We start from the raw sequence: 25,637 nt of genomic DNA on the forward strand, positions 1-25,637 counted from the left end.
AACTCATTTTTAGCGATGCATCATTTCTTAATTACAATAGATAATTTATAATTTGCATGCTTGTTTAAATCCGTCAAAATTGATCTAATGATTCATTTGATGGAAATCTGCATTCAAGAAGATAACAACCATCCCCACTAATTTTATAGTTATTTATGATGTGTTTCTCTTGTGTTTTAATAAAAGAAAGATATGGCTGATGATGTGTATCTTTTATATAGATATTAATAAAAGCATACATAAAGCAACCTAACTTAACTTGATTTACTTTAATGCTATAACCTTCAATTACTCCATTATCCTCTAATTTAGCAACTCTAGATGCAGCTGCTTGTCCTGTCAAATGAACTTTCTCTCCTAATTCTTTCATAGTAATACGACTATTTTGGGACAACTCTTCTAATATTCGCATGTCTGTTTGATCCAGCATGAAATCAAATCCTTTCAAAGAAGTGTAAAAAACGTTTATGTAAATGTATCTCTTCTCAAGCAGTTTGGTAATACTAAAACCTGTGTTGATAACAAACTTTTTGAAAATAGCCCAACACTTTTACTTTAAACAAGAATAATTTAACATTTGTTCTCCACACATTATTTTAAATGAATCTCTACATTTTCTCCAATTAGAATGTTGTTTACCTTATTTAATAATCATGAACACAAAAATATGTTACTTTTTCAAACTTCAAGTCTAAATACAAAAACACTTGATTTTATCTATGTAAATACATATTGCGCATGTATAGAATATACGTAAGCAACTAAACAAAAATAATAAAGGAGTTGTAATTATGAAAATTACACAAATTAGAAATGCAACAATTGTTGTAGAATATGCAGGGAAAAAGTTTTTAATAGATCCAATGTTAGCTGAGAAAGGTACTTACCCACCTTTCCCAAATTCACCAAGACAAGATCAAAATAATCCTTTAGTTAGCTTACCAATATCAGTTGAAAATATTATTAATAGTATAGACGCTGTCATTGTTACTCATTTACATTTAGATCACTTTGACGAGGCAGCGCAAAAAATATTGCCAAAAAATATAAAAATGTTTGTACAAAATGAAGAAGATGCTGCAGAAGTTAGAAACGCTGATTTCCAAAATGTAGAGGTTTTACAAGAAGATACAGTCTTCGAGGGTATCCAGTTAATCAAAACAAAAGGCGAACACGGAAGAGGGGAAATCTTAAAACTTGCTGGTTTAGTGTGTGGCGTTGTCTTCAAGCATCCAACTGAGCAAACATTGTATGTGGCTGGGGATACAGTATGGTACGACGCTGTCCAAGAAGTGATTGATACAAATAAACCTGAAATCATTGTGGTAAATGCTGGAGACAATCAATTCTTTGAAGGCGGTTCTCTTATTATGGGGAAAGATGATGTCTATGAAGTTTATACGGCTGCTCCTAATGCAAAAATTATTGCTGTCCACATGGAAGCTGTAAACCATTGGGCATTGTCTAGAGAAGACTTAAAGAGCTTTATTAATGAAAAAGGAATCACGTCTAATGTGTTAGTACCAGACGATGGTGAATCTTACACATTTTAATTAAAGAAATACACAGCAATTGTAGAATTTATTTTATAGAGAGAGGAACCGTTATTATGTCAGTTGAAGCGAATAAAGAATTGGTCCGTCGTTTTTATGAAGCTATTCAGCAAGAGAATTATGAGGCCCTACATGATTTCTGTCATCCAGACTTTGTTTTTTACCCACAAGTGGATACACCGTTTCCTGGTGTAGAAGGTCTTGTTGAATCAGAAAAGAAAAACTTTGATGCGTTTCCAGGCTTCAAAATGCCGATTCAAGCGATGATAGCTGAAGGAAATCAAGTTGCCGTTTACTTCATGTTTGAAGGTACACATACAGGAATTCCATTTCTTGGTGTCCCTGCAACAAGTAAATCCGTTAGATTTTCTCTGATGATGCTGTTGCAAATTGCTGACGGCAAGATTATTGAGAAAAGATCACATGTTGATGTGCACGACATTTTACGACAACTTGGAGCTAATTAAGAGGCCCTTTTAAGGGCTTCTTTTATTATTTCTAAAGGCTATAGATGCGGCGATGATTAAATATGACTACCTTGTTGGGGGGAGCATCAGGAAACCAACATATCGCTGAAATTTTTGAATTATATTTATTAAAAAGGTTATCAAAGCGAAATAGTATTTAGTCATGCAACGATCTAACACCCTATGCTCTAGCCTTGCACACCCGGTGAGGGCTTTATTTATTTGGACATATTTACCACTTTCATTTCCGAAAAATTTAGATTAATCACCCTTTACCGACTTCCTTCATTCTCGGTCACAATATCTTATAGGAGATCCCCGATTCTCTAAAAACTGGATTTCACGGGATCCTTCTATTTATTTGACTCCGCTAAAATGATGTAATCATAATGTTTCAGAATAACTTCTGCGCTGTTATTTCCTCCTCTAGCTTTTAAATCACGTATCATTTTAATGATTTTCTCTCGTTCATCTTCATTTTGTTGTTGGTTTCTGTTGCAAAGTTGGAAAAAATATAGAGAGGTCTATAGATTTGAAACAGGTTTTAAGCAATCACTACTAATTGCTGTAGTTCTTTGCAACAGAACCAAATTTCTAGACTTAAAATATTGTTCAACTATATTCAACTAATTTTTTAAAAGTGATAAATGAAACCTTCGGAAAGCTCCTTTTATGTTGTTCGCCAATAATAGGCAAAAAAAATCATCGTGGCACCCAAGATAGCACAAATCATATACATAAATGAGTATGAAGAAAAATCAGCTATAGGTCCCATAGTAATACTACCTAGCGAAACACCTAAATCTGCCATGGCAATAAATAAACCAATTAACACATTACGACTCTTTTGTGGCAAGACAAAAGTCAGATACGTTGTTAATGCCGGATAGAGAAGTGCCTGAGGTATTCCCATTAAAATTGCACCCATATAGAAAAAAACTGCACCACCTGTTATAGAAAAGCTTACACACTGTGCAGCTATTGCTAAAAGAAGCATAGTCCCCATAATAAAAGACGCATGCCATTTACCGTCTGAAGGAATCCTTTTTCTTAAAGCAAAACGAACAAAGACAACAGTACCCGCCTGAAGCATGAGATAAATTCCAGCATTACCACTTTTTAATTGTGTAGCGTATAGTGGTATAAAGGTTGTAATAGCTCCAAATACAATTGAAGCAACTAACATTAACACACTGCATTTGAATAAAATTGGATTTCTTACTAACTGCGTAAAAGATTTAAGGATACTTACTTCTTGCTCATTACTATCTGAAACAGGTTGATTCTTGCTTTTTTCCATTTTAGCACTATAGCCAAACATCGCTGTAGAGATAGCAATCGTTATTAGTACCACTGTAAAATAATCCATTCCTCCAGTCTCCCAAATGCTGTATGCTACTACGGGTCCAATAATACCTGGCATATTAGCAAATAAAGAGTAAAGTGAAATCCCCTGAGAACGATCCTTCTCTGGCAGCGCATCAATTATACCCATCTGTAATGCCATTGAGAAGAAAGCTGTCGAAACTCCTTGTAGTATACGGGCAATTAAAAAGCCCCCTATTCCAGCAATCGTATATAGTATTAAAGCAAAACCATTGAGAATGAGAATAATACGTAATATTTTTAACGGGCCTTGCTGTTGAATAATATGGCCTGCCCACGGGCGAAAGAACATAGTTGTAAATAAATATCCTCCCATAATCAAACCAATTGTTGTATTGTTCGCCCCTAATATCCCCCCTTGTAAAGGAATAATAACGTTTAATATGGCATTAGCACTAAAATAAAGAAAAACTAATATATATAAACGCAGAAAAGGCCAAGACATAGCTCCATTCACAATTTCTCCTCCTAATTCTATAACTCTGAATACTGCAGCGTACTCTTTTCATATCTACAAATAATGAGGCATACTTCTCGTGAATAAAATCAAAACGTTACTACCATCCTCAGTAATTTCCTTGCATATTCTGAACGAACATCCTTTAATTGTTCAATCTGAGTTATTTCTTCAATCTGACCATCTTTAAAGATTATAATTCTATCGCAGATATAGGCAGCAGCCTGAATATCATGTGTTATAAAAATATAACTCATATCATAAATCTTTCTGAACTTCTTTAATAATTCAAGCACTTGTTTTTGAACAGATACATCTAAAGAACTGATTGCTTCATCTAATAAAATGCATTTTGGCTCTGTTGAGATGGCTCTTGCGATACATACTCTCTGAATCTCCCCTCCTGATAACTCATGAGGGTATTTCTTTCTATAGGACGGATTTAACCCCACTTGATTTAATAGATTATCAATCTTGCTATTGTATTCTTTTTGATCTTTTTTTTGAGTTTTTAATGGCTCCATAATTGCTTCTCCAACAGTAAAAAATGGATTAATTGAGGAAGTGTAGTCTTGAAAGACAGCGCTAATATTACCTAGCCTCACCGTTCTGTCCTCTACACGCTTTCCCTCAAATACAACTGTTCCACGATCAGGTTTTTCAATTCCTAATATCAAACGTCCTAACGTTGATTTTCCACTGCCACTTTCTCCGATGATACCGAGACATTCGCCATTTTTGCACTCAAAACTAACTTTTTTCAAGATTTTCTGCTTTTCTCTAGAAAAGGATCCACCTTTATTATAGGATTTTTCAACACGATCAACTTTCAACAATTAGAACCCCTCCCCACTATTTTCTTAAAATTATTACTCAGTGCTAATCTAGTGGATACTAAATATCTTGTATATTCATGTTGTGCCTCTGAAAAGATGGTTTGGATATCTCCTCTTTCAATAACTCTCCCATCCTTCATCACCAAAACGTTATCGGCAATTTTTTTTACAACACCTAAATCGTGGGAAACAAAAATCATCGAACAACCCATTCTTTCCCTTAATGTCATAAATTGTTCAACGACCTCAAATTGTGTAATTGTATCTAGTGCTGTGGTCGGCTCATCAGCAATGATAATATCGGGCTCTAATACTAATGCCAACGCAATCATAATTCGTTGCAGCATTCCACCCGATAGCTGGTATGGATACTTATTCATAATCTCTATCGGATCTTTCAACATGACACTTTCCATGGCATATTTCATTTTCCACTCTATTTTGCTGTTATCCCAACCAAAATGTTGAGCAAGTGTTTCTCTCACATGGACACCAATCACACAGGAAGGATTAAATGCACTCATGCCATTTTGTAGAATCATACAAAGGGTTTTTCCCCTTTTCTTCCTCATCTCTTTCTCAGAAAGACTATTTAAGTCTTCTCCTTTAAATAGAATATCTCCCGATTGATGAATCCAAGGTTTATTCAATCTCATAATTGACCTACAAGTTACTGATTTACCGCTGCCACTTTCTCCTACGATCGCCAGGCAATTTCCATATTTCAAATGAAATGAGCTATTATCAATGATCAGTCTACCAGTGTTGTTATCCCAAATTCTCAAGTTTTTGACTTCTAACAGATTCATAGATTTATTTTGCCACCTCTTTTTCTTTGAACTTATCTTTAAAGGTGATCCCGTTTTCTCGAGCATGATTATTAGAAGCTCTTAATTTAGGATCTAAAGCAATCTGAAGTGCATCTGATAAAAAATTAAAAGCCGATACCAAAGTAATAATAGCTAACCCGGGCGCTAACATTGACTCAGGCTTTGAAAACATAATATTTCTCGCCTCATTTAGCATCATTCCCCATTCGGCATTTGGAGCTTGAACTCCTAAACCTAGAAATGAAAAACCCGATATTTGTAAAATCATTGAACCAATAGAGCTACTTGAGATAACCGCTATATCAGGCAATGCAACAGGAACAATATGCTTACATATAATTTGTATATCACTAATACCAGATGCTTTAGAAAATTTCACATAGTTTAACTCTGAATATTGCATAACAGATGTTCTGATTACTCGAGCAAACCATGCCCATTTGATTAATATAAACGCAAGTAGTATATTCTTAAAACCCACGCCTAGAATCCCCACAACTGCCAATGCCATAACATACCCTGGAAAAGAAAGCATAATATCACAAAACCTCATAATAAAAGCATCTACTCGTCCTCTAAAGTAACCGGCTATGAGGCCTAAAATAGTTCCAATTAAAACAATTATCAATAACGTAACTAAAACCCATAGAATGCTAGGACGAATTCCATAAATTAGTCTAGATAAGACACATCTCCCTAAGTGATCATTACCGAATAGGTATTCCCACGATGGGGTTGCATACCGAAGTCTCATATTAACTTCCTCGGGATCATGTGGCGCAAGTAGAGGGGCAAATATACCAGCAACAATTGTCACAACAATGACTACCAAAGATATAATGGCTAACTTATCTTCACTTAAAGATTTTAGTATTTTCACTTATAGATCATTCCTTAATTTAGGATTCATTACAGCATTTATGATGTCGGAAATTATATTAAACAACACAAATGCTACCGCTAGTATGAGTACATACGCTTGGATGACCGGTAAATCTCTACTTAGGATAGATTTAACACTCAGACTTCCTAATCCCGGCCATGCAAACATATTTTCTATCACTACTGTGCTTCCCAATATAATAGGGATAGACATACAAAATATTGAAACGGCAACTTGCGATGAATTTCTTAAAACATGTATAATAATTTTCCTCTCTGTTAAGCCGCACGCTCTTCCATACAGTACATAATCTTCATTTAGATTATTTAACATCGAACTTCTAACAGTTCGAAAATAAATGCCTGTATAACTTACCGTGATGACAATAACCGGAAGAATATAACTTTTATACGAATCCATCCCGCTTGTTGGTAGTAGGTCTAATTTCACAGAAAAATACCAAATCATAATAGCGGCAAGCAAGTATGGCGGCATTGCTGTTAAAAAGAATAAAATCCCTCTTACTGATTTATCAATTACCCTTCCTTCTTTCATTGCACAGATCACACCTAATAATATTGACAAAATAATAATGGAAACAGATGACACTAAGGTTAGTTTTAATGTATTTAGAAAGGCTGGCCCTATTAATGACCAAACTGGTTTTCCTGTGACGTATGAATTCCCAAAATCTAATTGCAAGCAGGCAATGGTCCAATGTATATATTGTTCTATAAATGGTTTATCCAGCCCTAGCTTCTCTTTCGTTTGCGCAATTAATTCATCTGTTATTTCTGGAATATCTTGTGCACGTAGTACCATTTCAACTGGATCTAAAGGGGAAAGATTTATTAAAAAAAACGTTTCCAATGAAACAACTAAAAGTAAAGGAATTGATATTAATAGCCTTTTAATAATATAGATTCCCATAGAAAACCTCCTTTGAATAAAAAATATTAATAAATAAAAGGGGGAAATCCCCCTTTATATCCCTATTTAAAGTTCATTCTCTCAAATGGTAACTCATATTGTGTTTGCTTAAATGAGATGCCTTTTAAGTTTCTAGGAGCGATTACAGTGACACGACCATATGAAATTGGAATAAAGACTGCTTCCTCATGAACAATTTTTAAAATTTCAGCATACAATGATTTTCGTGCTTCCTCATTAGCTGATACCATAACCTCAGCAATTTTACTGTAAAGCTCGTCTGCCTGTGCAATACCACTTGTAGTATGCAAATAAGAAGCATTGGAGGTAAAACCAGCTATTGTACTTTGTGGATCATATGCTAGTCCCCATGTTTGATTGAATAATAAGTCATAGTCCCCAGTTGATCTTCTATTAGCGATTGAAGTTGATTGTTCACCAATAATTTTTAATTGAATACCTGTACTTTTTAACGAACTTTGAATAAATTCAGCCTCTGCTTTTTGAGAAGGAGAATTACTATCATAATAAAGATTCATTGCTAGTTTATTGCCAACTTTAGTTCTAACAACAGCATCACCTTGCAATACCCATCCTGCTTTTTTTAAAATATCTTTTGCTTTTTCTAAATCATAGCCTCGTTTCTTTAATGGAACGTCCGCATAATTAACATTAGAAGAAAACAGTGTATTAGCTACTGTTTCGGTATTATTTAAAATATCCTTAGTAATTGTTTCTCTATCAATAGCGTACCAAATGGCCTCACGAACGGCTTTTTCACTTACTGGATTATCAGTTTTACTACTATTAGCCACAATAATTTTCGTATTAATCGCTTCACTTCTAGCAATTTGATAGTTACCTGAATCAATCAATTGATTCATTGCCTCGACATCAATACTGTCTGCACCTCTATCATCTGTGAAAGCAAAATTAACTTCTCCTTTTTGTAATGCTAAAAATGTTGTTTCCCCTGCTGGCAAAACTTTCGAAGTAATCTTCTTAATTTTAGGTGAGCCACCCCAATAGTTTTCATTTGCTTTAAAAGTTGCGGATTCATCGATTTTCTGTTCATCGAGAATATATGGACCTGTACCGTTGTAGCCATTTACACCACTTTTTGTTCCCCCATTAACAAAATTTTTAGGTGATATAAATACATAAGGTCTAGTCATAGATAATTCAACTAGAGTTGGATAATATGCTTCTGATAGCACCAATTCAACTGTATATTCATCTACCACATTACAAGCTACTATTTTTGTTGATAGTTTAATCCAGGAATGCTTTTGTGCATTATTTTGTACAGCATCAATATTTTTTTTCACTGCTTCTGCGTTAAATGGTTCACCATCATGAAATTTCACATCTTGCCTTAGATGGAAAGTATATATTTTTCCATTTTTTGATATCTCCCATGATTTAGCAAGTAAAGGCTTAATCCCTTCTTTTGTATTTTCAACTAATGATTCATATACCATTCCTTGAGCGGACATCGAACCTGTATACAAATGCGGATTCATATCATTAATATCTTTAGATACCGCATAAGTTAATGTTTTTTTATTACTGGTTGAAGGATCACTCTCCTTCTTCTTGCTATCTGGGCTTTTCAAAATTACAAAGCAGGCAGCTAGAACGCATAAAGTAAAAAAAACTAGAGTCACTAACTTAAACCTTTTCATCAACAAAATATTCCTCTCCCTTTAGTCTTCTTAATTTAGGTGTAATTTATTGTTGCTGTTTAACTATGATTAACGTTCCAAACCTATTGATTAGAATACTGAATAAATCGAAATCATTACGATTTATATGGTATATTAGTCTATTTTATTTAAGATAAAATTATTCCACCATCTTTTCTCCAATACTTTTTTCTATTTCACTACAAATCATATTTAAATCTTCATCGAAACTTTGAATAAAATATGCGTTAGATAATGATTCTCCTTTATAGGATCGGGCAACTTTTTCAATTTTACTCTCATATGTTTTAATGAATTTATCTATTGTTGGACAATTTAAACCTAAATATTTTGCAATTCCTTGTATTATTTTGATACGATAATAGTCTTCCTTAGGCATTCTCGGGATATCCCAATATCCTTCTCTATTGACAAACATTTTTCTAATTGGAACAGCTGAAAAATCAAAATATTTCCCATCCTTATCTGGTTCTGAAAAGGATCAATTAATAGTGATGTATAACGTATATACAATAAATATTCTTGATGGATACTTTCTAAATGATTAAAATTTTCTATATCTTGCCGAGATAGACTTTCCAATCTTACTGGATAATTGTCATCTGTCATAAATTTCAACAAATTAAGTCTTTTAATCTTCATTTTTTCTACAATACTCATAATTTCTTTCCATTGGGCCAGCATATCATGTATTAAATATTGTGTAATTGGACCCTCAGGATAAATTTTATACACAAACTTTTGAGTATCTATATCCTCAAATATTGCACTTAGCGAAAAATCATTCATAAATAATGGTGGGTGGACATACAAAGAAATATTTCTTGTTTCTGCCTCAATTGGAGATTTCATGATTTCTAGAGTAATTCCTAATTGTTCAAATGCCTTACAGAGTATATCGACATTTTTTGATGGATAATCCGTCGAACCTATATAGATTTTTTTCTTAACCGCTGTTGTCAAAACATGATTAGAAGGGCTGTCGTGCATCCATCGTGTATCCCCATAATATGTAGAAAAACTAATAATTTCTGCTTCTGGATTAATACTAAACATATAATTACTTATTAAGCTGTTTGAACCAAAAGTCGGAGAAATTAAAACAATACACCTTACTTGTTTCAAAAGCTCCATATCAATCTGCTTTATTACTTCAATATATGCATCAGTTGTTACAGAGAGAATAATGGTATCCCAATTACCTTTAATTGTTTCATATCCTTTAAAAACTTGATCAACTAAGTATTCACCTTCCATATTTCGATGTTTTTCATTTTGAATACTTACACGAACTAGATGATTACTTTGCTTAAAAGTTGAAAAAAAGTTCTGTGAACGAGCAGATTCTCTTCCGGAAATCCCCACTTTGCTATTCAATTGTTTTTTTAAATTCACAGCAAGCTGGATAGATGTAGGGCCAGTTCCTAATACTAAGACACGCTTAAAAGCACTCATAAAATCCTCCCTTTCTCATAAGTAAACAGGTTATACTTTTTGATACAACTCAATATCAAACACATCATTTGAACGCAATATGTCATCAACTTTATTCCATTTTTGTTTATCGACTTCCCTCGAAGGATAATTAAATAGAGACTTTAACTGATTACCATATCTTATAGCTACGACTACATTTTCATTTGTTAATGTATGTAATTTTTCTAGTATGTTATATTTATCTTTAACGGTCGAACTAAAAATGATATGAGTCGCGTCTTTTGTAAAATCAAGATTTTCTACTGGTACTCTCTCTAATCTAATATTTAATCCTGCACCTAGTCTTTCTACAACATTTAATCCAAGTTCGATAGCTTCATCATCAATATCTATGCCAACAACTTCTGCTCCAGTTCGCTTAGCAATTAATATTGGTGTCATTGGAAATGAACCTGATCCTACTAGTAATACTTTTGAATCAGAAGTAATTTGAAAACTCCCAAATTCTTTTTCAATACATGATTCGATATTCTTAAAGTAATCAGTTATTTCAGCAACTCCAGTTAGAAGCTTCAATGCACGATATTTTTCCATAATAGCTACACAAAACGCTGATTTTTCTCTTAAGGAAACCGCAAGTTGCTTCAAATCATAGTGTTCTTGTTGCTGCAATTTCTCCCATATTTCTTTGTTCCGCGTGTTTACAATGAAGTGTGAGTATTCATCTATTAATGTCTCTAACTCCAAGCAATTATTGATAGTGTGATCATATCTTCCTGTCAAAGTATTAAATCTCTCCAGATAATTAATCATACATTTCAGAAAATTTTCTAAGTCATTCATTCATTTTCTCTCCAATACAATGTAATAGTTAAACAGTTATAAAAGCTTTTCCTTGTGCTACTATTTCAACACCTCCTTCAATTTTAAGACTTGTTAACTCTTCTTCATGACATTTGGAAAAAACAGTAATAGTTCCACCAGGTTGTCTTACATGTACAACAACCTCCTTTTGATTTTTCCAAGCCAAATAAGCTCCTAAAGAGGCAGTACCTGAACCGCATCCCCGTTCCCATATCATACTATCAAGATTTGGAACATAGATAAGCGGAGCCAATTCACTAGAATTCGATTTATACAATAGGATACCTATCAATTTAGTGTCTAAGGTTAATGCCAGTGATTTTGCTAATGTTTGGGCTTTTTTTCTCACTGATTCACTAATAGCCTCTACTTCTATCACTATATGAATAGCGTCATGATAATTCACTATAACAATGTCCAAATCGTTTCCTTCATGCTTTATAGTTTTCTGTTCTATCTCTTTAGGAACAGGCATAGTAACTTGGCAATAATACCCCTCAAACTCTCTTCTTACTTGACAAACTATGAGTTCGTCTGTTCCCGAAACCTCTAATAATATTTCTATTAAATCATTATGTTGAAGTCCTTTTTTATTAGCAATAAAGGTTGCAAGCGCCATACAAGCGTTACCACAAAACTCACCTCCAGCCATTTGAAGAAGTGCGTCGGCTTCATACTTTGTAGATTCTTCTATAAATCCTACTTGTTCTGCATACACACTGTCATACGACATAATTTTTTTTGCAATCGTCTTATACTCTTTAACTGGATGATTAGTCTTAACGAGAATTGTCATATTTTGAGTTGGATTAAATTTTATAAACTCTATTTCCTGTATCATCACAACTATCCTTTACACTGTTTTTTATTTACATTTTCTTTTTTCACAAAACGCAAATAGGAATGATTACGGTTTTCATTTCATGGAATAGATTATATCATAATGTTTGATGGCGTCAATATACTTTCTAGTCTTTTTAACTTAGAAGCTCTACTTTATACCCACCAGCATAAAAATAGATATACTATAAGAGGTATCGCCACATCGCTATAAAGCTAAGTTTTTACACTATCTATAAATGAAAAAAGAGATCGAATTTGGACATTGATTATTCGAAAAGCGAACAAAATTATAATTTGTTAAATGAACAAAAATTGAAATATGAGAGTATCATTAAACAAGAAATCTGTGAGGGGATGAAACGAAAACCTCGGGCTAATTCTATTTGTTATAACTGCTTCGCCGGATTATATGAATTCATTAAGTCCAAGAGAACAGAGACGCTATTTTGAGAATTTATTAGAATGTATTCAAGAGCGTTATGGTAAACAAAACACGTTATATGCAATGGTTCACATGGATGAAGCATCGCAACAGATGCATGTTGATGTGATGCCGATTACTGAAGGTTATCGTTTATGAGCCAAAGATATTTTCACGAAAGAAGAATTAATATCGTTACAAAATGATTTTCCTATGAAAATGCGTGAAAAAGGCTTTGATATAGAACGTGGAGAAGGTTCGGAACAAAAACATTTGTCTCCGCAAGCTTTTAAGGAAAAACAAGATTAACAGCTAGAAGTGGAACAGTTGTGGGATGTAAAAAAGCATTTATTAGAATTCCAAAAATCAACAAAAACTTCTTATCCATTTTACTTGCAAGTAAACCTGCGAATGGTCGAGTTAGCATAGCTGAAAGTGTGAATATATCAGTAACTAAACCAACCTGACTAGCTCCGCCTCCTATTTCGGTAACAAATAAAGGTAAGGTAGGCAATAGCATCTCAAAGATCATAAATAATAATGCGTTGGAAATTACCACAAAGACGAATGATAACGTCCAAATTTTATTATTTGTATGTTTCAATTGTATCTCCTCCTATTAAATCATTAATTCATTGTCATTATAACTGACTTTCGTCAGAAATAAAGTGGTGTAAAATATTCAAGGAAAGGAATAAAACCTAAAAAAACGTTTCTTCTGATGAAGAAACGCCTTCTAAATAATAATTTAAATACTTTCAATCTTGCTGATTCAATTACTACGTTTTCTGCCTCGACAACTTTATTATTTTTTAAAGGACTTTATTGTACGTTAAAAAACCTTATTATCGCTTAATAAAAAAGCCTATGAACGTTTGCAGAATACAGAATTAGTGCAAGAAAATAAAGAATTGAATCGTCAAGTTGATAGTTTGTATAGCGATTTAAAAGAAGCTTATAAGATAGTAACAACAAACATGATTCTAAAAAAAAATAGGTGCTATTCTTGAAGAAGCACCTATTTTTTAAAACGAAGCTTTAATCCATGGAGAGTATTAGCAACCTTCATAAAACAAGATTTACGGATGTCTCGCTATCATCAAATTTCAAAATATGTTCTACCTGCAAAGAGCAAGCAACTAATTTCTAGCCCTCTACCTTTCTTTCCTCTAATAATTCTTTTGCCATCTTTCGAAATTCCTGATTAAATGCATCGTCCATTCCGTTTTGAACATTTGAGAAAAGAATGACAAAAATTTGCTTATCCCAATTGAAATTATTAAATGTATTCCATCCAGATAATACACCATGATTATGGAAATAATCTGGATAAACATAAAAACTAAATCCATATTTCCTTGTAGAAGTTACATTGAACATATCTAATAAACTTTGCTTGGAAAGCAGTTTTCCCGTCAGAATTGCCTCATCTAATCTTTTCATATCGTCTACAGTTGTATACATTTCACCACAACCGTATAACCAGTGTATTTTCAACTTAGGAGTAGATACGAATTCATTATTTTTCTTTGTATAACCTTCTGCCAAAAATATATCTTCAGGGAGCTTTCCCCCCATACCAGATTGATGCATTCCAACTGGAGTAAAAATATGCTCTTTTACATATTCAGCTAATGGTTGCTTCGAGATTTGTTCTACAATATAAGCAAGGACCATATAATTATAGTCTGTATATCTCCAGCCTGTACCCGCAGGAAATTCAAGATTTTGTGAACCAATCCATTTTACTAATTTTTCATGTGATGCTGCATCTACCTTTCCCTTCCCTTGCTCTGGTAGTCCAGATGTATGCGTTAATAAGTTCCTTAAAGTAATATTTTTATCCGCGGGGAATGAAGGGATATATTGATTCACATTGTTTTCTATATTTAACATCCCTTTTTCTTGCAGCTGTAATATAGATACTGCGACTACTGTTTTAGTGATAGAACCAATACGATATTTTGTTCTTGGTGTCGTTAACACTTTATCCTTCATATTTGAATAGCCATACCCTTTTCGTAATACCACATGATTTCTATCCGTCACAAGTACCGTTCCATTAAACTCTTTTTCTTTTAAGTAGTGGTCTAATTTTTTCGATGCAATCTCATAACGGGCGCGCCTTTCAGTATTTACTTTTGGCTTATCATTTTCTATTTTACTTTTAGAATCTGAAAATGAATTTAGTTTTTGTATCCTACTTTTATTTGCTTGCATTAACATATATATACTTAAGCAAAAAAATGTAATAATAAAAAAAATGATTAAACATCTCTTAAGCATACAGGAGTCCTCTTTTTCTTCAATTTCTATTGATTATTATATTTATTCTATCTCTATTCATCTAAAACATGATTTTAATTTTTTTAATTCTATGAAAAGACTAAACGGATTCTCTATCTTTTTAAAGAATTATCCATACTGGGAGTTTATTCAAGGTATGTTTTCCAAGCCTGATACAAAAATAAAAGAGAATAAAGCGCATATGTTTCTAACGAAACCATATCTTATGCTGTAAGTTCAAACAATTGATGAATAAACTCCTTGTGATTTTGAATATACTAATTTAGTAAATTAATCTGTCTCTCTATTATAGGACAAATAGTATTTTTTAATGGTTTATAAAACCTATTACTCAATTCATGAATGAAATATCTGCTGTACATTGAATTTACAGTGGAATCGCTGGTTAGAGCTCTTCCCATTAAACTAGCACTACCCACTACCAAACAACCAGCTAGGCATCCTGCTATGATCACATATTTTATAATTCTCATTGTAAGCTCCTCCAGAAATTTTTAATAAATGAAAAGGTCACAAAAAGAAAATATTAATTTATATAGCTGAACTTTGACTTTTTCCAACAATGTTTCGTTGTGTTCTTCCTGTTTTGTGTCTTTCTACAATGTATACAAATGACAAAGCGAAATTGTTGCAGTGCTCAGAAAAATTAATTATACTAACAATTTTTTCCTATATATCCACTAAGATGTGGATGAGAGTTCACGAACTATAAAAAGGAGGCAAATCCGAGTTCCTACAGAAATGCTGCTCTTCAATTTTTGTTTGTGCTACCTTTGATTTGTTCCTTAAAACAAGTCAAAGACACGTTGTAAAATGAGTTGTACTTATAATATTCTCTTTTCAGCCAATAATATGCTGTAATGTCCTATTGGCAACCCTTTTCACTTTCATCTAAAATCTCCCTAACCAATTCAAGGAACCGGTTCTACAAAGGATTATAATACATTCTCAAATTTTAATATACATCTTAATTTTACCATTCCGGATTCTTCCTTAAATTACTGGTAGTTTTTGCTGCAAAGTTTTTAAAACAAAGCAAAATTTTTGTAAAATAGAATGAGGAGAATCTTAAATGGGATATTTTAAAGGAAAGCAATTTAAACAAGATAATATTTTGGTAACCGTTAGTTATTATTATGCGCTGGGTTCATGAATATGGACACTTAATTTATCAAATTTGGAAGGAGAAAATAAAAGCGTACAACTATCTTGGAAATTGGATGAAACCTATAAAAATCAAAGGAGAATGGCGTTACCTGCATATGCAGTTACAGAAAAAACATTACTTTCATTGGTTTTAAATTGGAATTGTTCTCATAAAAGCGTGATAGCAAAGAATAATAGTTGTAAGTTATATATTACAAAAAAATATAAGTACTAATACTTAAGAATAAAATTTAATCCACCGATTCATACATTTTGAGTAATCGACCATTATTTTATCCTCCAAGAACAGAATGTTCGTTCTTATTACAACCCCATTATTTACAATAAATACGGTACGTGAAATTACGTTTGAATATTAAGATTAAGGTCCATCTACTTAACAGGTTATAACTATTAGGATTTATCAAATTTTAAGAATACTATTTGTATGAGATATCCATTTAATTATTGTATAATAATATTAAAAATAAAAATTGTGGATTTACACCATACATCATTTCTTCTATCAAGAGGGTATTTATAAAAGAACTAAAAACATTTAAATATTTGTATGAGCATGTAGGTGATCAATTTATAATATCTATTCTTCTATTGGAACCATCTGACCTTGGAAAAACCGAATTAGGTGAATTATCAAAAAACTTTTTTAGATAGTAGTTCCCATATAGCTAAAATCAATTTCGCCAATCACAAAAGTGAAAGCTCACTTGTAAGTTTAATAGGAAGGCCTCCAGGTTATGTAGATAGTGAAAATGAGATTGACTTGGTTCAAAAAATTAATAAAAGTAAGGGCGGAATACTACTAGTTGCTAAATTTTAAAAAACAAATTCAGCAGTACACAATTTTCCCCTTCAGTTACTCAAAGAAGGCCAATTTGATGATGCATTAGGCAATATTCATAATTTAAAAGGATATATAATTATATTTACATCTAATTCCTGTCACACCATACAAAACCCCTAATTCTCCAATAATGGTCATTTTATCTCCATCCTTTCAGCTTGATAGACAAATTCCCTTAATTATCTCTGTACAATTAATAATCATCAATCAATTCATTCCAAGTTAATGGATGTTCAACGCGTCCTCTAATTAAATCCTGCAAAAAAACATCTCAAAACAAGTGAATTAGTTTAAAGAAATTTTATTTTTTTTGCATTTTACGGGGGTTCAAAAATGCAATCATCAATAACAAACCGGGTATCACAAATTGTAACGGTAGGTGCACATAGGTCATGTCAAATATCAACCCTATACTAGAATGTTCTGCAAAATTCCTTGCCATAACCTGCCCTAGAGAGACAATAATCACACCAAGTGGAATAAAAAGAGAATGGTAACTTTGCAACTTAATTAAATGAGCAGTTCCAACCGCAGCGCCATAGATGTATACACCTACTTTAAAAAATCCTCCTGCTACCATCATCATTATAACAACCGCATCAATCCGCTCAAGAAAGTCTGCTATGGAAACCATCCGTACTGTCACTAGTAGAGGTGCATTGATTCTCTCAATCAAATAAGGCCCAAGAACAGATAGCATTCCTATCATATTAATAGTTAATATTGCTCCTGCAGTTAAAACTGCAAACATACCTACTGTCTTTATCTTCATGCTATCTTTTAACGATGGCCAAACCATGGTAAATACAATCAATTCTCCATATGGTAATGAGAAAAGATTAGGAAATGATGCCTTCCATATATTTTTTATGTCTGTACCAAGTACAGGAGTAAGTTGTTTCAGATCGACAACCCCTGAAGCATAAATAATGATCCATGTAGAAATAAATATTATCAGAGCAATAGGGAACATTATTTCTGCCATTCTTCCAAACACTTCAATGCCGCCACGAAGAGTATAAATAATAACAACTACAAAACTTGCCATAATAATCAGAGTAGGGGTTCCAACTAAAACGCTAGAAATGATAAGTTCAGCAAAATCTCGACTAATCCTTGCAGCTTGAGTTATAAAATAAATAATATAAGTGATACATAATGGATATCCAATAAACTTCCCACAAATAGTTTGAATGATTTGAATTAATGAATTACCCGGATAATACTCAGATAATGTAGTAAAAATTGATATTAAAATACATCCACCAATCATGCCAACTAACAGAGCCAGCCAAGTATCTTGTTTTGCTTCTGTTCCTAAGGAATGCATAATAGCCGTTCCCATTTCAAAAGCTAACATTAAAAAACAGAGTTGTTTTATTCCTATTTTTTCCTGATTCATTTTATCCCCACCTTGGGTTATCAAGGAGAAAATGAGAAATTAATCTACGGATCTGAATTGTCACAGTAGAGCTTTCCTCTTTCTCCAAATCATCAATTTTTTTGTTTGTTAGCTATTATTAACATGCATTCTCTTATTTAAACAAAAGTTAAAATGAGACATGTTGGTTGAATTTAACTTTTGTTTTTCTAAAAAAATTTGCCGATTAGCAAAGTAAGAAGCATCGTTTCACATAGACTTTATTCCGAACATTTCCTGCTACATCAAATGAACGTCTAGCTGTAAATTTATACTTTCTTAAAGTACAAAAAGCAAGTTAGAGATAGTTTACAATTGAGTATTTATAACTAAATTAAGGAAATAATACCATTTAGATAAGATGCGAAAAATAATATATCTAACCATACTGACCAATATACATGAAGAGGGATTCCAAAATGATAAAAATTTGTTTTGCTGTTGTGCTCATCTCTTTCATCGGGGGGTGTATGTATTATTACGTAAATGAGATATTGTCAAAGCTTTTGGTTAATATAAATTTATACACTTTCACTATTTTGGAAATACTGATTGCAGTTATGGGCGCTTTCTACATAATCATTACGGCTATTCTGTTAGTAGTTTCCTTTATACGTAGGTTATTTTTTTCATCTGTTGGAAAAAAAGCATGATTCTTGCATTAAGGGAGCAGCTTCTCTCAACCTTCCTGAGAAATTTGGGTAAAAAGCGGTGTGAAAATTATAAAGAATTCAACGTGAGGGGGATTTTGCATGGTAAAAGTAACACTAGGTTGGTTGAAAAATTTAGGGATTTCTGAACAAAGACACACAAACTCTCCATGTGAATCCTCACCAACCATTAAGTCCCTCTTAGAAAGCGATAAACTTGGCACAGATCTTTCGCAGAATATAGAACAACTGAGAATAATCTTTGATCGCTCATCCGATATCGTATATAGGGAGTTTCGATTGGGCGAGATGCAAAAAGGAATGCTTATTTTTTTAGATGGTCTTACCGACATAGAATTGATTGATGACGATGTCATCAAACCTTTGCTGGAATATGGGAAAGATTCATTGTCATCTTCGATGCTTCATTTTGAGGAATTGGAGACTATACTTCGGAATCAAGTAATTTCTGCTGCACAGATAAGCAGCGGAGCAAAACTTCAAGAGGTGATAGATCATGTACTGTCTGGGGATGCCGCTTTAATCTTTGACGGTACAGGACAATCCCTATTCATCAGTGCAAGAGCATGGGAGTCCCGTGCGATCGAAGAACCGGCAACAGAAGCTGTTATCCGCGGTCCTAGGGAAGGATTTACGGAAAACTTACGAACCAATACGAGTCTCATTCGTAGGAGATTGAAAACCCCCCAACTCAAAATGGAAGCATTAAAGGTGGGGCGATTATCGAAAACGGATATTGTCATTACTTATTTGGACAGTATTGCGGATGAATCTTTAGTAGCTGAGGTCCACGAAAGAATTAACCGTATTGACCTTGATGCGATTTTAGAAAGTGGATATATTGAGGAGTTAATTGAAGACAATCCTTACTCTATTTTTCCACAAGTCCAGTGTACTGAACGACCGGATAAAGTCGTCGGCAATTTATTAGAAGGGAAAGTAGGTATTATTATTGATAATACCCCTTTTGCTCTGACTGTTCCGGTTACCTTTTATGAAATGCTACAGGCAAGTGAGGATTATTACGGACGCTATATGATTTCAACAACGATCCGATGGATGCGCTTTCTATTTTTGGGGATTGCTTTATTATTACCATCTCTCTATGTTGCCGTTTTAACGTATCATCAGGAAATGATTCCGACTACTCTATTATTCAGCATGGCCGCCTCCCGTGAAACGGTCCCCTTTCCAGCTATTGTCGAAGCATTGCTGATGGAAATTTCCTTTGAAGGATTACGGGAAGCAGGGATTCGTCTACCGAAGCCGATTGGACAGGCGGTGAGTATTGTTGGAGCTTTGGTAATTGGTCAAGCCGCTGTTCAGGCCGGTCTTGTTTCTGCCCCTATGGTTATTGTTGTTGCCAGCACCGGTATCGCTTCTTTTATCATTCCGAGCTTCAGTCAAGCAGTCGCAATCAGAATGCTACGTTTCCCTATAATGATATTAGGTGGAGCGCTGGGATTATACGGCATATTAATAGCCATCTTTTTTATTTTTAGTCATATGTGTCGTCTTCGTTCATTTGGCATACCGTATTTATCTCCTATGGCTCCTTTGCATCTCGGCGACCTTAAGGATGTGCTTGTCCGAGCTCCATGGTGGAGCATAAAAAATCGTCCGCAAGAGACAGCAAAGGGAAATCGACAACGATTGAATAAGTCATTGCGTCCACGGCAATCGAAGCAGAATAATTAAGATTCTTCATGGAAGGGTAATGCTAGATGCGAATACGAATTTTTTTGATTTTACTTTTTTGGATGATGCCATTTCTCTCCGGCTGCTGGAGTCGAGTGGAGATCAATGACCTAGCATTTGTAACCGCAACTGGAATCGACAAGATGGAGGATGGAAAAATCCGTGTAGCACTACAAATAGCTATTCCACGAATGTTGGGTGCTCCAGGTCAAGGAGGTTCTGGGGGTGAAAAAGGCATAGGAACCAAAGCTGTATGGGTTGTTTCAGAAAAGGGGACCACAATTATGGATGCCTATCGGAAACTTCAAGAAAAACTGCCGCGGGAAATTACCCTTTCCCATAACCGTATTATTATAATTGGTGAAAAAATGGCCCGGTCCGGCGTCTCATCGATACTCGATTTTTTTACTAGAAATCGGGAGGCTCGTATGCGCAGTTATATAGTATTCACAAAAAGTGAGGCTTTAACACACCTAAAATTCATTCCTAAATTCGAAAAAATACCAGCTGAAGTCTTGAGAGAGGAAGAGGAAAAACAAATTAGCTTAAAGATAAATCTGAGGGATTTTGCTCAGATGCTTGTGGCAGAAGGGGTAGAGCCGATTGCTGCTGAAGTAAAAATCGTGCCCTCGAACGTAATAAACAAAGAGGCATCCCAAAACCAGGAATCCAAGTCAAGTGTGGAAACTAACGAGTCTATCAAAGGGACAGCTGTGTTCAAAAAGGATAAATTAATCGGTTGGCTAAATAACAGTGAGACGAGAGAAATTCTTTGGCTACTCAATAAAATGAAAGCGGATGTAATCACGATAAACATCCCAAAAGAAAAGGGAAATGGAAAAGTAAGTGTTCAAACTTTCAAGGTAGAAACGAAATTTATCCCCATTCTTAAACAAGGAAAATTAAACATCGGAGTCCAAGTAAAAGTTAATGCTACTCTGTATGAAGATAACTCAAAAATGGATTTAAGTAATCCTAATAATGTTTTATTTTTAGAAAAAAAATTGAAGGAAAAAATTGAAGAAAGAATTCAAGCAATACTTGATAAAGCGCAGAATAAATTCAAATCAGACATTCTCGGATTTGGAACAGCTGTACAACGGAAATATCCAAAAGAATGGGAAAATAAGTTTAAAGAAAGATGGCATCAGGAATTTCCAAAACTGAAAGTCAAAATTAACACCAATGTAACGGTGGATCGTACGGGTTTAACGAAAAAATCTCTGATGAGGGAAGAGAAGGAGTTTCAGAAACGATGAAGGCAATATTGATTGTGATCCTTTTTGTACTGCTTACTTCTCGAGATATGCCCCAATTGATTAGAAACAAAAAATATCGAAAAGATTTACTCGTATATAGTTTTTTAATGTTGATAGGATTAATCTTGAGTATTTTTGCTGCTTTCCTTGTCTATCTTCCAATTTGGATGCAGGGTAGATTTCTGTTTGCAATTCCTTTGTTTTCCTGGTTCTTTTACAAAGTTTTTTAACACATAAAAATGTAAAAAGATGGCTGGCCAATTTTATCAAAGCATTAACAGGTTATGTCATTCGCTATACAATGAAAAAACGGAGTCTAATTGAAGGCTTCGTCTTTTCATTGTATATGGCATGAAGCGTTCCTAAATATTTCGCCTATTATTTTCAAATACACAAATTAAAGAATGAGCTTTATCTGTATTTAAAACCGTTGGTTCTCCATAAATTCGAACCAATTTATTTATAATTTACCATTTAAAAACTGTGCTTCTCCTAGCCCAAAACTCCAATCAGCATCTCCGTTGATAACAATAGAAATCATAATATCACTTGGATCTATTCCACAATTTTCTCCAAGCTCTTGAACCAAAAACTTATACAAGTTTTGCTTTTGATCCTCGCTTCTTTGCTTACTAATTACACTTATTATTACCATTTTTTCACTTCTCTCAAATCCTAAACCAGTATCTTCTATAACCAATTCATGAGCAGGATGCTGATAAACGATTTGATAACGATCTCTTTCTGGCACATCGAAAGCTTTCACTACTGCTCTGTGAGCAGCATCTAACAGACTTCTCAAAGCTTTTTCATCTCTTCCTTCTATTAAATCGAATCTAATTAATGGCATAATAAATAACCTCCAAAATTAGTATTTAGCTCCTGTACCTAATTTTACTTTTGATGTGGCAACATAGCCTGCTCTACTCTATCTTCAGCGTATTAAACTGAGATATTATTCGTGCCTTTTGGTACCGCACAAATGATTACATAAACTTTTACATCAGGGATATTCATCATTCTAATCTATTCTTTTTCTGGCCAAACCTTTACATTCGGATCTAACAGCCATTTATGCTCTTCTTCCATAATGCGGTCTATCCATGGATTATCAGCAAGATGACGAATCATCCAGCAAAAGTACATCGCATATCCAGGAGCCGTTGACTGTGGGTGATCAAGTTCACCTGGAATTGTAACAAAGCTATTATGCACAACACGGAATGCATCCTCGCCAATCATCGTACAGCCGAATCCTTGCGGCTTATTAAAACGATAATAATACACTTCAGGTTGATCATGGTGATGAGGTGGATAACTCGACCATCTTCCTGGATACGATATTACTTCTCCGATTACCATATTGGAGTATGCTGCGTTATTATAATCAAAAATAGTCCGAATCACACGCTGCGCTGTTCCTTCCAACACACCTTCACCAGCAACAACATTTTGACAATCCTCCGGCGTATAAATTTTAGAGGGAAATGCTCTATCGTTATCCGTTTTTTGAACAAGAACTTCACTATCAGCAAGAGCTGTTACCTTAATCTGTACATTACTCGCAACATGTAGACACCATGGATCTTCTTCAAAAACAGATTGTCTTTGAATCTCTTGCACATTACCTTCCCATTCCAGACGAACTGCACCTTCTAATAAAAGAACAGCTGTTTCCTGATCTTTATCGAATAAAATCTCTTCTTTTCCATTAGACATCTTATAAATGCCAATATCCATTAACATGTTCGCATACTGACCATTGCTTTCCGTTAATAAATTATAGCCTTCTTGTAATCCTCCTAAATTACCAATCAAATTGCACGCCGCCTTTCTGCTCCTGAACTACTAATCCTTCATGCTCCTCTGCTTTGTTCACACTGCCGAAGATTTGCATATGCTGCTTTACATTCTCATATGTCGCTTGAATTACACCCTGATGGAACGTAAAATAATCTGAGTACGGCGCATTTTGAACATATGCGTTGACAGCGCTTACCACATTGTTAAATGTAGCTGTTGCAACGTTAATTTTACGAATACCGGATTGAATGCATGCTTGGAAGTCTTCTGCACTAATGCCAGAGCCGCCGTGTAATACTAATGGGATATCAACAACCGCGTCAATTTCTTGCAAACGATCTAGACGAAGATTGGGATCGCCTTTATACATACCATGTGCGTTTCCAATTGCGATCGCTAGTGCATCAATACCCGTTTCTTCCGCAAAACGTTTTGCTTCGTCTACGCTTGTAAGTAGCATATCGATATTCTCTGAGCCGTCCTCGCTGCCACCTACTCTACCAATCTCAGCTTCTACTGTTGCACTATATCGCTTCGCGAGCACTACTATTTCTTTCGTCTTTTGAATATTTTCTTCTAGCGTATAGTGTGAACCATCAAACATAACGGAACTAAAACCGATTTCTAACGTTTGCTTAATTTTCTCGCTTGTCATACCATGGTCGAAATGAACAGCTACAGGAACCGATGCCCCCCTTGCTGCCGCTATCATTAAAGGACCAATCATATGAATCGGAGAGTGATTTAAGCGAATCTCTGCAATTTGTAAAATAAGGGGAGAGCGTAACTCCTCAGCTGCCTGAATCGCACCCATGACCATTTCCATGTTCGCTACACTGAAAGCTCCCACTCCATAATTACCTTGGTCCGCTTTTGTTAAAATGTCTTTCATTTTTTCTAATGTCATTACAGATTCACCCTTTCCATCACTATCGTATAAAACTGTGACTACAGCCCTATTTTTTCACTAATATAACGGCGAGCCTTCACCGCATATTCAAAAGGGTTTGCTAGTACTGGATCCTGCTCAGCCTCAACGATAAACCAGCCTGTATAGTTAGAAGCTGCAAACGTTGTAAATACTTCATCAAACTCAATTGCACCATCGCCTGGAACTGTAAAAACCCCAGCCTTTACTGCCTCTAAAAAGCTTAAATCCTGTTCCTTCACACGAGTCATAACTTCCGAACGGATGTCTTTTAAATGCACGTGTTTAATACGATGTTGGTGCTTTTTCAAAACATAAATTGGGTTTTCTCCCGAAAACATAAGATGCCCTGTATCAAACAACAAGGAAACAAGATTTGGATCTGTCAGCTCCATGAGCTTATCGATCTCCTCTGTTGTTTGAATCCCTGTTCCCATATGGTGGTGGTATACGATTTTCATATCCTTCTCCATAGCTAGTTCACCAAGTCGATGCAAGCCGTCTACTAACAGCTTCCATTCTTCCTCTGTAAATACAGGCTTTGCTTTGTAGACAGGCAGAGCTAAACCTTGAATGCTTTTGCCTTGCTCCGATACAACGATGACCTTCGCCTCCATTGCATGCAGAAAATCGCGTTGCTCGATGAATGCCTCTACCGTTTCTTCCATAGGCTTTGTTGTCAAAGATGTGCTGAACCAAGCACTTGCAATTTCCAACCCTCGAAGGGATAATGCCTTTTTCAATACCTCTGTATCGCGCGGGTATTTGTTCCCTACCTCGCTTCCAGTGAATCCTGATAGTGCCATCTCACTTAAGCATTGCTCAAATGTATTCTCGCTGCCGAGCTCTGGAAGATCATCATTTGTCCAAGCTATGGGGGCAATTCCTAGTTTGATTGTGTTTTCCTTAAACATATCTATTTTTTCT

Annotated in this window: 18 protein-coding genes and 5 pseudogenes; 6 read left to right on the forward strand and 17 right to left on the reverse strand. The window is 34.6% G+C overall.

Annotated elements, in window-relative coordinates:
* Positions 1–20: 20 nt before the first annotated feature.
* Positions 21–430 (reverse strand): annotated as a pseudogene (locus IQ781_RS27300) (Lrp/AsnC family transcriptional regulator).
* A 361-nt stretch (positions 431–791) separates the two neighbouring features.
* On the opposite strand from IQ781_RS27300, the gene IQ781_RS27305 reads away from it, so the two are divergent.
* Together IQ781_RS27305 and IQ781_RS27310 are read left to right on the forward strand one after the other, a co-directional pair.
* Positions 792–1,553, forward strand: coding sequence for an MBL fold metallo-hydrolase (locus IQ781_RS27305; RefSeq protein ID WP_242808387.1), 762 nt, complete (start codon positions 792–794; stop codon positions 1,551–1,553).
* A 56-nt stretch (positions 1,554–1,609) separates the two neighbouring features.
* Positions 1,610–2,020 (forward strand): ester cyclase, encoded by a 411-nt coding sequence (locus tag IQ781_RS27310; protein ID WP_242808388.1) that lies wholly within the window; start codon positions 1,610–1,612, stop codon positions 2,018–2,020.
* A 670-nt stretch (positions 2,021–2,690) separates the two neighbouring features.
* Here the strand turns inward: IQ781_RS27310 and cntE are convergent.
* The 9 genes and pseudogenes from cntE to IQ781_RS27355 form a co-directional block, all read right to left on the reverse strand.
* On the reverse strand, positions 2,691–3,863 hold the full coding sequence (gene cntE / locus IQ781_RS27315) for a staphylopine family metallophore export MFS transporter CntE (protein WP_242808389.1): 1,173 nt from the start codon (positions 3,861–3,863) through the stop codon (positions 2,691–2,693).
* Positions 3,864–3,952: 89 nt separating this feature from the next.
* A complete protein-coding gene (locus IQ781_RS27320; protein WP_242808390.1) occupies positions 3,953–4,699 on the reverse strand; it encodes an ABC transporter ATP-binding protein in 747 nt (248 codons plus the stop codon).
* Positions 4,693–5,508: a staphylopine uptake ABC transporter ATP-binding protein CntD gene (gene cntD / locus IQ781_RS27325; RefSeq protein WP_242808391.1), complete on the reverse strand. Its 816-nt coding sequence runs from the start codon at positions 5,506–5,508 to the stop codon at positions 4,693–4,695. The genes IQ781_RS27320 and cntD overlap by 7 nt, the downstream gene beginning before the upstream one ends.
* Positions 5,509–5,512: 4 nt before the next feature.
* Complete coding sequence (gene cntC, locus IQ781_RS27330; RefSeq protein ID WP_242808392.1) at positions 5,513–6,409, reverse strand: staphylopine uptake ABC transporter permease subunit CntC; 897 nt, start codon at positions 6,407–6,409, stop codon at positions 5,513–5,515.
* Positions 6,410–7,342 carry a nickel/cobalt ABC transporter permease gene (opp1B, locus tag IQ781_RS27335; protein ID WP_242808393.1) on the reverse strand — a complete coding sequence of 311 codons (933 nt, stop codon included), beginning with the start codon at positions 7,340–7,342 and terminating at the stop codon, positions 6,410–6,412.
* Between the two features lie 62 nt (positions 7,343–7,404).
* Positions 7,405–9,027 carry a staphylopine-dependent metal ABC transporter substrate-binding lipoprotein gene (gene cntA, locus IQ781_RS27340; RefSeq protein WP_282093706.1) on the reverse strand — a complete coding sequence of 541 codons (1,623 nt, stop codon included), beginning with the start codon at positions 9,025–9,027 and terminating at the stop codon, positions 7,405–7,407.
* 160 nt (positions 9,028–9,187) lie between these two features.
* A pseudogene (locus IQ781_RS27345) lies at positions 9,188–10,503 on the reverse strand (opine metallophore biosynthesis dehydrogenase).
* Between the two features lie 30 nt (positions 10,504–10,533).
* Entirely contained in the window at positions 10,534–11,328 is a 795-nt protein-coding gene (locus tag IQ781_RS27350; RefSeq protein ID WP_242808394.1) for a class I SAM-dependent methyltransferase, read from the reverse strand.
* Between the two features lie 28 nt (positions 11,329–11,356).
* Positions 11,357–12,190 carry a histidine racemase CntK family protein gene (locus tag IQ781_RS27355; protein ID WP_242808395.1) on the reverse strand — a complete coding sequence of 278 codons (834 nt, stop codon included), beginning with the start codon at positions 12,188–12,190 and terminating at the stop codon, positions 11,357–11,359.
* Positions 12,191–12,486: 296 nt separating this feature from the next.
* Here IQ781_RS27355 and mobV point away from each other — a divergent pair.
* Positions 12,487–12,922 (forward strand): annotated as a pseudogene (gene mobV / locus IQ781_RS27360) (MobV family relaxase).
* A 34-nt stretch (positions 12,923–12,956) separates the two neighbouring features.
* Here mobV and IQ781_RS27365 read toward each other — a convergent pair.
* Both IQ781_RS27365 and IQ781_RS27370 read right to left on the reverse strand, forming a co-directional pair.
* Positions 12,957–13,217, reverse strand: a pseudogene (locus IQ781_RS27365) (MFS transporter); the annotation flags it as partial.
* A 542-nt stretch (positions 13,218–13,759) separates the two neighbouring features.
* Positions 13,760–14,899 (reverse strand): serine hydrolase domain-containing protein, encoded by a 1,140-nt coding sequence (locus IQ781_RS27370; RefSeq protein WP_242808396.1) that lies wholly within the window; start codon positions 14,897–14,899, stop codon positions 13,760–13,762.
* A 1,093-nt stretch (positions 14,900–15,992) separates the two neighbouring features.
* Between IQ781_RS27370 and IQ781_RS27375 the strand changes: the two are divergent.
* Positions 15,993–16,206, forward strand: a pseudogene (locus IQ781_RS27375) (IS6 family transposase); the annotation flags it as partial.
* A 1,026-nt stretch (positions 16,207–17,232) separates the two neighbouring features.
* Here IQ781_RS27375 and IQ781_RS27380 read toward each other — a convergent pair.
* A complete protein-coding gene (locus tag IQ781_RS27380) occupies positions 17,233–18,333 on the reverse strand; it encodes a GerAB/ArcD/ProY family transporter (RefSeq protein WP_242808397.1) in 1,101 nt (366 codons plus the stop codon).
* 770 nt (positions 18,334–19,103) lie between these two features.
* On the opposite strand from IQ781_RS27380, the gene IQ781_RS27385 reads away from it, so the two are divergent.
* Positions 19,104–20,720 carry a spore germination protein gene (locus IQ781_RS27385; protein WP_242808398.1) on the forward strand — a complete coding sequence of 539 codons (1,617 nt, stop codon included), beginning with the start codon at positions 19,104–19,106 and terminating at the stop codon, positions 20,718–20,720.
* A gap of 26 nt (positions 20,721–20,746) precedes the next feature.
* Positions 20,747–21,979: a Ger(x)C family spore germination protein gene (locus tag IQ781_RS27390; RefSeq protein WP_242808399.1), complete on the forward strand. Its 1,233-nt coding sequence runs from the start codon at positions 20,747–20,749 to the stop codon at positions 21,977–21,979.
* Positions 21,980–22,439: 460 nt separating this feature from the next.
* Here the strand turns inward: IQ781_RS27390 and IQ781_RS27395 are convergent, their stop codons facing one another.
* From IQ781_RS27395 to iolE, 4 genes are all read right to left on the reverse strand, one after another.
* Complete coding sequence (locus IQ781_RS27395; RefSeq protein ID WP_242808400.1) at positions 22,440–22,829, reverse strand: tautomerase family protein; 390 nt, start codon at positions 22,827–22,829, stop codon at positions 22,440–22,442.
* 176 nt (positions 22,830–23,005) lie between these two features.
* Complete coding sequence (locus IQ781_RS27400) at positions 23,006–23,797, reverse strand: 5-deoxy-glucuronate isomerase (RefSeq protein WP_242808401.1); 792 nt, start codon at positions 23,795–23,797, stop codon at positions 23,006–23,008.
* Positions 23,787–24,689, reverse strand: a complete 903-nt coding sequence (locus IQ781_RS27405) for a class II fructose-bisphosphate aldolase (RefSeq protein WP_242808402.1) — start codon at positions 24,687–24,689, stop codon at positions 23,787–23,789. Before IQ781_RS27405 ends, IQ781_RS27400 begins: the two co-directional genes overlap by 11 nt.
* Before the next feature lie 41 nt (positions 24,690–24,730).
* A complete protein-coding gene (gene iolE / locus IQ781_RS27410) occupies positions 24,731–25,624 on the reverse strand; it encodes a myo-inosose-2 dehydratase (RefSeq protein WP_242808458.1) in 894 nt (297 codons plus the stop codon).
* Positions 25,625–25,637: the final 13 nt, after the last annotated feature.

It is taken from the genome of Bacillus sp. N447-1 (assembly GCF_022701035.1).
Taxonomy (GTDB): Bacteria; Bacillota; Bacilli; order Bacillales; family Bacillaceae_G; genus Bacillus_A; species Bacillus_A cereus.

Coding starts and splice junctions, on each gene's coding strand:
- IQ781_RS27385 (WP_242808398.1), top strand. CDS start 19,104: ATGGTAAAAGTAACACTAGGTTGGTTGAAAAATTTAGGGATTTCTGAA.
- opp1B (WP_242808393.1), bottom strand. CDS start 7,342: ATGGGAATCTATATTATTAAAAGGCTATTAATATCAATTCCTTTACTT.
- IQ781_RS27310 (WP_242808388.1), top strand. CDS start 1,610: ATGTCAGTTGAAGCGAATAAAGAATTGGTCCGTCGTTTTTATGAAGCT.
- IQ781_RS27395 (WP_242808400.1), bottom strand. CDS start 22,829: ATGCCATTAATTAGATTCGATTTAATAGAAGGAAGAGATGAAAAAGCT.
- IQ781_RS27390 (WP_242808399.1), top strand. CDS start 20,747: ATGCGAATACGAATTTTTTTGATTTTACTTTTTTGGATGATGCCATTT.
- IQ781_RS27350 (WP_242808394.1), bottom strand. CDS start 11,328: ATGAATGACTTAGAAAATTTTCTGAAATGTATGATTAATTATCTGGAG.
- iolE (WP_242808458.1), bottom strand. CDS start 25,624: ATGTTTAAGGAAAACACAATCAAACTAGGAATTGCCCCCATAGCTTGG.
- cntD (WP_242808391.1), bottom strand. CDS start 5,508: ATGAATCTGTTAGAAGTCAAAAACTTGAGAATTTGGGATAACAACACT.
- IQ781_RS27380 (WP_242808397.1), bottom strand. CDS start 18,333: ATGAATCAGGAAAAAATAGGAATAAAACAACTCTGTTTTTTAATGTTA.
- IQ781_RS27305 (WP_242808387.1), top strand. CDS start 792: ATGAAAATTACACAAATTAGAAATGCAACAATTGTTGTAGAATATGCA.
- cntA (WP_282093706.1), bottom strand. CDS start 9,027: ATGAAAAGGTTTAAGTTAGTGACTCTAGTTTTTTTTACTTTATGCGTT.
- IQ781_RS27370 (WP_242808396.1), bottom strand. CDS start 14,899: ATGCTTAAGAGATGTTTAATCATTTTTTTTATTATTACATTTTTTTGC.
- IQ781_RS27355 (WP_242808395.1), bottom strand. CDS start 12,190: ATGATACAGGAAATAGAGTTTATAAAATTTAATCCAACTCAAAATATG.
- IQ781_RS27405 (WP_242808402.1), bottom strand. CDS start 24,689: ATGACATTAGAAAAAATGAAAGACATTTTAACAAAAGCGGACCAAGGT.